The sequence below is a fragment of the Tumebacillus lacus genome, from assembly GCF_026410385.1.
GTDB classification, from domain to species: domain Bacteria; phylum Bacillota; class Bacilli; order Tumebacillales; family Tumebacillaceae; genus Tumebacillus; species Tumebacillus lacus.
In genome coordinates, this window is record NZ_JAPMLT010000020.1 from 1 (window position 1) to 7,753 (window position 7,753).

At 53.3% G+C, this 7,753-nt stretch carries 7 protein-coding genes; all 7 read right to left on the reverse strand.

Annotation, left to right across the window (positions count from 1 at the left end; all coding sequences use genetic code 11):
- The coding region (locus tag OS242_RS20980; RefSeq protein ID WP_267153635.1) for a DUF5704 domain-containing protein at window positions 1–1,847 on the reverse strand (1,847 nt) is incomplete at its 3' end.
- A 417-nt stretch (window positions 1,848–2,264) separates the two neighbouring features.
- Complete coding sequence (locus OS242_RS20985; RefSeq protein ID WP_267153636.1) at window positions 2,265–3,929, reverse strand: S-layer homology domain-containing protein; 1,665 nt, start codon at window positions 3,927–3,929, stop codon at window positions 2,265–2,267.
- Between the two features lie 151 nt (window positions 3,930–4,080).
- Window positions 4,081–4,443, reverse strand: coding sequence for a hypothetical protein (locus tag OS242_RS20990; protein ID WP_267153637.1), 363 nt, complete (start codon window positions 4,441–4,443; stop codon window positions 4,081–4,083).
- A gap of 26 nt (window positions 4,444–4,469) precedes the next feature.
- Window positions 4,470–5,210, reverse strand: a complete 741-nt coding sequence (locus tag OS242_RS20995; protein ID WP_267153638.1) for an EndoU domain-containing protein — start codon at window positions 5,208–5,210, stop codon at window positions 4,470–4,472.
- Complete coding sequence (locus OS242_RS21000; RefSeq protein ID WP_267153639.1) at window positions 5,198–5,935, reverse strand: WXG100 family type VII secretion target; 738 nt, start codon at window positions 5,933–5,935, stop codon at window positions 5,198–5,200. The genes OS242_RS20995 and OS242_RS21000 overlap by 13 nt, the downstream gene beginning before the upstream one ends.
- A 58-nt stretch (window positions 5,936–5,993) precedes the next feature.
- Entirely contained in the window at window positions 5,994–6,368 is a 375-nt protein-coding gene (locus OS242_RS21005) for a hypothetical protein (protein WP_267153640.1), read from the reverse strand.
- A 536-nt stretch (window positions 6,369–6,904) separates the two neighbouring features.
- Window positions 6,905–7,267, reverse strand: coding sequence for a hypothetical protein (locus OS242_RS21010; RefSeq protein WP_267153641.1), 363 nt, complete (start codon window positions 7,265–7,267; stop codon window positions 6,905–6,907).
- Window positions 7,268–7,753: the final 486 nt, after the last annotated feature.

Here is a 7,753-nt window from a genome sequence, read left to right on the forward strand (position 1 = left end):
CCCAGCGACTGCTGCCCCGCCGGGATCTCGATCCACTGATTGGCCCGTATATACCGGGTGCTGTTCTTGCCCCCGATCCACACGTCAAACGGGAAGCTCACCTGCCGACTCTTCGTGTACTTCGCATAGTCGCGGTTGCCGTATCCTTTGATAGCCAAATGCTGCCCGGTCGTCGGCATCGTCACCGTGAAGGGGCGGTCGAGGATAAACGTCATCCGGTTGCGATCCGGCTGCGTCATCTGGTTGTAGCGGTAGTCGTCCGACGTATAGGAGTAGTTGACGACCGGCGTATGCACCGTCACCGGATTGATTCCCGGGATCGGGTAGGTCTTCGCAGACGGCGACCCGAGCACGCCCGGCACCGGCGCGTACGTGACCGTGCCGTCAGACGGTGCGCTGTCATAGTTGCTCTTCTGCGGGTGGATCACATAGTTCTCGCCAAAGAGCACATCCTCCCCGATCTCCTCCGCCGCCGGGATGCCCGATGGGGTCGGGCCGTCTTTTTCTGTTTCTTGGTCGGACATCAGCACCGTCCCGTTGAAAGAAAACCGGTCATTCTTCACCCGGATCTCCTCGACCAGATCCTCCGCCTGTCCCGTGTAGTCCTCCGTCGGGATCGCCGGTGCCGAGTCCCCGGAGCCGAGATCCTCCGTGCCGAGCGGCACCACCTCCGGCGGCTCCGGTTCGATCAGATGGTCTTCCTCCGCGTCGCTGTGTTTCGACTGGACGGCAGGTACCCGGTAGCCGTCCTGCGGGGTAAGCGTGACCCGTTCATTCGGCAGGGAAAAGTTCTCCACCACCGCGTTCTGGATGCCGTAGACCTCCAGCTTCTTCAGCACCCAGTAGGAGTACTCGCGAGTCACCGGGATCGTCTGAGAGTCTTCATACGAGCCAGGAGTCGAGCCGATCCACGCTCCCGTTTCGTCGTAGTTGTCCACGCTCCACGTGTACGTTTTCGTGAAGGTGATGTTGTAGATCTTCTCCCCTTTCATCTGCGTGTACTGGTAGTCGTAGAGAAAGTTTTTCGTTTTGGCGTTCACATACAGGCTCTCCGACGTCGGGATGCCGTCCAGCACGTCAAACTGCTCGTCCCCCCGCGAGTCGGCCGCGATCACCGCCGTCGGATTGGGCGTCAGATCGGTGCCGCTCATCCCGTCCCCTGGGGTCGGAGCCGCACCGCCGCCCAGCACCAGCGGCACCTTTTGGTAGCCGTAGCGGCGCAGTTCGTCAAAGATGTAGATCACCGCGTAGTACGTCCCCTTTTCCAGTCCTGCCGTGTCGGAGGCCGGGATGGTGAACGTGTCGGTGCCGGAGGTCGACGTGCCACCGTTGTGGACGGTGTTGAGATCCTGCCGTTCCACGCGGAACTCATCATAGCTGCCATTCGGGATCTTGCTCAGATCGAGCCCGTACATCTGGAATCCCCCGCCGCCGATGCGCAGCGGCTTGATATGATTGCCGCTGGCGTCAAACAACGCCGCATAATAGCGATGCCCCGATGGATACCCGGACGGCACTTGGTTATGCGCATCCTCCGGCGACGTAAATTTGGCCGAGACAGCGAAATCCTGCCCCGGCTCAAATTTCCCGCTTGGAGCGGTGATCGTCGCCCGCACAGTCGGCGGCTTCGCACTCGTCCACGCGGCGTGGTCGTAGTATTGGCGATACCACCGACCCGTGATCTGATCTTGGTTGTCAAACCCGGCATCGGTGATCGTCCGCTTCGCATCGTGATGCCCCGTCCACGGCATGAGATAGCCGTTCGCCCAGAAGTCACGACTTCCAGATTCGGATTCGACCGTACCAAAATTGTCCCTCAGCTTTACAATGCCGCTATGCTCGGCCATTTTCACTTTTACCCACGCTGGGTTGGCCCGATTCGCTTGCATAATCGTCTGTGCTTGGCTCGGCGGGACGAAGTCGTGTCCACCAAATGATACATTTTTTTGATTTGCATCAAAAAACTGATAGGACCATAGAGTTCCGAAGTCCCCTTTTTGTTCAAAGGAATAACCATGCAGTGTGGTTCGCTCATTTATTCCCCACGGATTCGCTGTCATAAAATTGAAGTTATAGGAACCTACCGTATAATAATAAATCTCATCGTTGCCTGGGTCATATCCTTGTGTAAGAAACCCCAAAGTACTGATCCCAGCCATCGCCACCCCCGGAACTGCAACCAGTACAGATAAGACCAACAGCAATGATGCTCCTTTACGAATCCAATCCCTTCTCCTTTTCATAGATAACCCTCTTCAGTCACCCTAATTTCTCACTGCCATGAGCGGGTAATTTGTAATAATATTGGCATCCTCTGTTCCGACCGAACCGTCGCCTTCCACATTCGAACCCATTTCCACCGAGATCACACTATGAGAAGCATTAAGCTTAAAGGAGTAATCAAAACTTGCATATCCACCATGCCCTACCAATTCCAAGTGAACAGGTGACATGCCTACATAGTAATAATTCACCCCTGCCACTGTCGTATCTTGAATTGGGTACGTGTTTGACAAGTCATCGTAAGACGCGGTGAAGAGATGAGGCATCCGTTTTGTATTGCGATCCCCATAAACCCCCATCTCAATAAAAGCCCGCTCCGTCGCCGACTTCGGCTCCCAATACGTGACCTTCCCATTCTCAACCGTCACCTTCGCCTGATTATAAATCGCCGTCGCTTTCTTCATCGTCTCACGAATCCGGTTGTCATCCTTGAACGCCTCGCCCTCAGCACCCGGACGCGCATGAATCCCCTTAAACATCGGCTCATACGGCACCATCGGCCAGTGGAAATACACCGTGTGCCCTTCCATCCGATACCCGATCAACCACGCCTGCAGATTGCGATTCAGCTGATCCAGATCGTCCGGCTGGATCACATCGTTGCGCCCCTTCACGCTCGTGCCTTCGAACCAGCCGTTGATCTGCGCCCACTCATACGGATCGGACGACACATTGTACTGGAACGACACATTGCGCGCCTCCACCGCCCATTTCCCCAGCCAATTCGCAGCCAACGCCGCGCTCACTTGCCCGCTCGGTTGCTCCGCCTTGATCCCGACCTTCTCCGCCGTGTAGCCCCCACCGTTCGGCGACGTGCGGGCATCACGCGGCTCCGGCACATTCTGGCTGTAGTCAAACTTGCGCCCCTCCATCGTGCTCGCCTTCGAGAGCACCGTGTACATCGACGCGATAAACGCCGCCTGCGACACCTGCCCACTGACCAGCGCCGGATACCCGACCTTGCGCAACGCAGTATCCAGCATCTTCGTCGCCTCAGCGCGGGTGATCGACCGCTCCGGTTTAAACGTGCCGTCCCCGTACCCGTTCAACACCCCGTTCGCCGCCAACTCCCGCACGGGCAGCACCGCATAGCCCGGGAACGACGCCTGATCCGCAAACTCCTTCTGCCCAGCACTCCCCGCCTTGAACGCCTGCGGGAATTGCACCGCGTCCGGTTGCTTTTGACGCTCCTCGTCATACCCGATCAGATTCCACAACAGACGAGCCGCCTCCCCGCGCGTCAACGGCTTGCCCTCTTCAAATCGGTCCGCAGCCGGAAACTGGTCCAGCCCTCCGTTTTTCTTCGCATACACCAACGCCGGCACATACCACCCGCTCGTCGCATCCGCATATCCGGTATCGGTACCCGTCACAGACGGCTGTCCCATCACTTTATAGAGGATCTGCACAAACTGCGCCCGCGTGATCGACTCCTCCGGCTTAAACGACCCGTCGCCAAATCCATTGACGATCCCCGTCTTCACAAAGCCGCGCACATACGGCGCATACCACGCATTGCTCGGCACATCCCGGAACTCGTCCCCCACAGCCACCGCCGTATGATCCATAGCCCCCGGTGCAGGCACCCCCGCCATCAACACCGCAAACGCTACCGTTGCCACGCCCCACTTCGCCATCCGTTTCATTCAATCCAACCTCCTAGAGAATATAAATCTATTTATCAGTTCAGAAACTTGATAACACCAGATAAAATACCATTTACCAAACCTAGTCAATTATAAGATATTTGGTAGATTCAGGCAAATAAAAAAGCCCCTACAGGGGCTCCGTGTATTTCTATGCTTTCTGATCCTGATTGAATTTCTCCAGCTCGTCGAGCCAGACATAGATCAATTTCTTCAGCTCTTCCGTTTCAATGTAGCAGGCATTGCCCAAACCGTCATCGGCTAACATTTCTACTACATGCGTCTGTCCCTTGAGGATTTCGAGAGCAACGACATTGCCGTGAACCACCTGTATTTCATCAGTTTCCATGAGAACTCTCTCAATCGCTTCAAGAAAGAACTCACCATCTCCCTCCATGCTTTGAATTTCAATCCCCAAAAACACCTCGACCAACTTGATCTCATCAGGTAGCTTAAAAAAGAGTCTCCGATGATCACCCATATCCAATATTTCTGGTTCGTATGTGTACTTCATAAAAAGCAACCTCCTGCTTGAATCTATTATTTGGGGTAAGCACTAATAATTTTACCACCAGTATCAAGAAACATCTCGATCACCATACCTGCTTTCGGTCCGCTCTGAACCGTGCCTGAATAAACATTTCCACGAACAAGCCTCTTAGACGAGAAAGCCTCGTTTATTGAATTGATAATCTCTTGCGGGCTCATATCTTTCGGGAAGAAAGTAGACCTGCCCCCGTTCGATATCTTCGAGACACCGTTTACCTCAACTCTTCCTTTGTAGACTCCGAATGGATCAGGTGTTGACTCCGTACCTGAGATCAGTTTTCCCGGAGTGTTCGGGATATTTTCATAATGATAACCCCCCGCCTGTCCTCTCGCGTTCAAATCCCCCTCCATAATATGCTTGATCGCCGACGGGCGGAAGTTCTGCGTGTTCTGCAGGTTCCGATACTCCTGCAAGATCTTCTGCACATCCACCGCACTCTGCCCGGACGACGGAGACGACGGCTTCGGGCTCGGATTCGAACCCCCGCTCCCGCTCTTCGCAAACAGCGCCCAGTCCTTCCCCAACTGCTTCGTCGAGTTCGTATACTGCTTGTACCCGATCCCGGACACCGTACCCCCGGCCGCTATAGCCGCGACCCCGATAGCGGGGAGGACGATGGTCTCCGAGGTGATCACCGCTTCCGCACTACCGCCGATCACCAGAGCCCCACCACCGAAGATCAGCGCGATCCCTTCCAACGCCGTAAACACATCCGCACTCAGCAAACCCATCTGATAAGACTTCGACCGCCCCTCCGGAAACGGTTCATGCAACGGGTCGGCCAGTTCCATCGACTGATTATACAAAAACCGCGACGCAAATCCTCCGCAAAGTCCCGGAACTCCTCCGGCAACACCTGCCGAAACACCTGCCCCGCCTTGTCTTTCATATCGCCAAAGAACTCTTTCACCTGCCGCGCCGCCTGTGTCGCCTGCATCGCGAACACCGCACCGGCATCGAAATACATCCGATTCGCCATTGCCCCCGCCTCGTCAAACGCAGCCGCAGCTCTGGCATTGGCCTGGTGCTCCTCCCTCTCCGCTTCCTGCAACAGCGCACGCCTGCGATACCTCACATGCGACAGACTGTCCCGCAGCGCATCCCGCCGTTCCTCATCCGCATAGTAGAGCTGCCCTTCCAATGAATGAATCTCCTGATCCATCTGCTCGACCTGCTGATACATCCGATTGATACCGTCATAACTTCCTGCCAAGCTGCTCAACGCCGAAGCCACCTGCTCAAACGCATGGCTCGACGTCAGCGTATCGCCCTTCAAATTCCCAGCCACCGACTGAAACGCCTCATACCCGGCACCCTGCCACCCACTCGCACCGTCATGGACAGAGTACGTCAGACTCTCGATCTTCTGCGCCGACTGCCGCATCTCCATCGCCGCAAACGAAAACCGCTGCGCTCCCGAGCGGATCAAATACGTATTTGCATATGGATATCGCATGTTGCCTCCAAATTCATGCTCTTGATTCACGACGTTTCCAGACCGGTTGCTCTATCGATCAATTGCTCCCCGACCCGGTTGCTTCATTCAACCATTTATCCGCCCACTCACAGACCTCACCCATCACATAAAAAATCGGATCATTCCAATCTTTGATCGCCTTGCTCGTGCCATCTGCCACCTGCCGCACCAAATGATAGATCGGCAGGTCATCACGGCACACCTTCGAGACATCATCCGTTGCCAACAACAACTCTTTTGTCTTCCGATAGTTCTTCAGAGCAGATGCCAAACTTTCATCAGGATCGATTTGATGATACGTTTCAACCATCCTGATCACCTTGTCACAGGCGTGTATCAACAGATCCTTCGTCCTTATCTGATCGCCCATTTCCTCCACCACGCTGACTTTTGGTGTCTCACTTGCGTTCACGCTTTCCCTTGTTCCATCACCGGTTGGTATTTCATGAAAAGTCCTCCAAAACTCCTTTGACTTCTATTTTTCAAAACATCAGGTTTCTCCCCTCTTACTTTCACTATACTCCCTTCAACAACCGCTCAGCTAAACTTCCTACCTCACTCAAAACGTCAAATATCGGATCGTCCCATCCCGTAATCGCGCTACTGCTTGCGTCAGCCACCATACGTGCAAGGTTAAAAACGGGAAGATCGAGGCGAGTCAAATCCGATGTTGCTTTTGTCTGGATTCGTTCCTCCGCTACCCTGCACCTCTTCAACACGTCCTCCAAAGTACCATCCGGCTCGACACGGATATATCCCTCCAGCATCGTGATTCCTTTTTTCAAGTGAAGCAACAATTTCCCCTTTACTTCGATGCTAAAAAAAACTCCCCCTACACTTTCGACTCGGCACAACTCTTATAAAATACCAAGTACCAAAACCGATCAATCATAGACCATTTGGTAGATTCCAGCAAATAAAAAGCCCCTACAGGGGCTCCGTTTATTTCTAGTCTTTCTGAGACTGATTGAACTTCTCCAGCTCGTCCAGCCAGACAAGGATCAATTTCTTCAATTCTTCCGTCTCGATATAGCAGGCATTGCCGATCCCATCGTCAGCAAGCATCTCCGTCACAAACGTCTGATCCTTCATAACGTCAAGCGCTATGACATTACCACTCACATATTGTGCTTCGTCCTTCCCTGAAAGAACCTTATCGATTGCTTCCATAAAAAACTCTGCAGCACCGCCTCTTTCCTGTATCTCGACTCCCAGAAATTCCTCGACTACTTTTATTTGATCCGGGAGTTTACACACAAGCCATTGCTGATCGGCTGCGACCACTATTTCTGTCTCAAAAGAATACTTCAAAATTCACACCCTCCTAGTATCAGATTATTTCTTTTTCGGAAAAGCCGAAATGATGTTGCCATTTGTATCAACAATACATCAACCTTTCCAAATGCACTGCACTCATCCCGAAACTTTAAAATTGCGATTGAAGGTTCGCGTTTTAAAAACTATAATCGGAAATGTATCCATTTTTAGGGAGGTAGTCATGAGGTACATCGCCAATACATCGATCATTCGTGCCGGCGCACAACGTTTTGCTGCTGCCAGTACGGAGTTACGACAAAAATCAAATCAGATAGATAAATCAGTCGCTTCTCTGACTGATAATAGCACTTGGACTGGTATAGGAGCTCGATCCTATGAGATCGCTTCCAAACTGTTATTACCGCCCTATATTGTCCGAAAACTGACTGCGTCTAATGTCCAAAGGTTGACGGATAATATGGCCGAGCGTTCATAGCGAATTCAGAAAAGGAAAAACGGGAGAATCAAGTCAACTCTCCC

What these genes read in the sequence shown, in the direction of transcription:
- OS242_RS20985 (WP_267153636.1), bottom strand. Translation starts at nt 3,929, where the DNA reads ATGAAACGGATGGCGAAGTGGGGCGTGGCAACGGTAGCGTTTGCGGTG.
- OS242_RS20990 (WP_267153637.1), bottom strand. Translation starts at nt 4,443, where the DNA reads ATGAAGTACACATACGAACCAGAAATATTGGATATGGGTGATCATCGG.
- OS242_RS20995 (WP_267153638.1), bottom strand. Translation starts at nt 5,210, where the DNA reads ATGGGTTTGCTGAGTGCGGATGTGTTTACGGCGTTGGAAGGGATCGCG.
- OS242_RS21000 (WP_267153639.1), bottom strand. Translation starts at nt 5,935, where the DNA reads ATGCGATATCCATATGCAAATACGTATTTGATCCGCTCGGGAGCGCAG.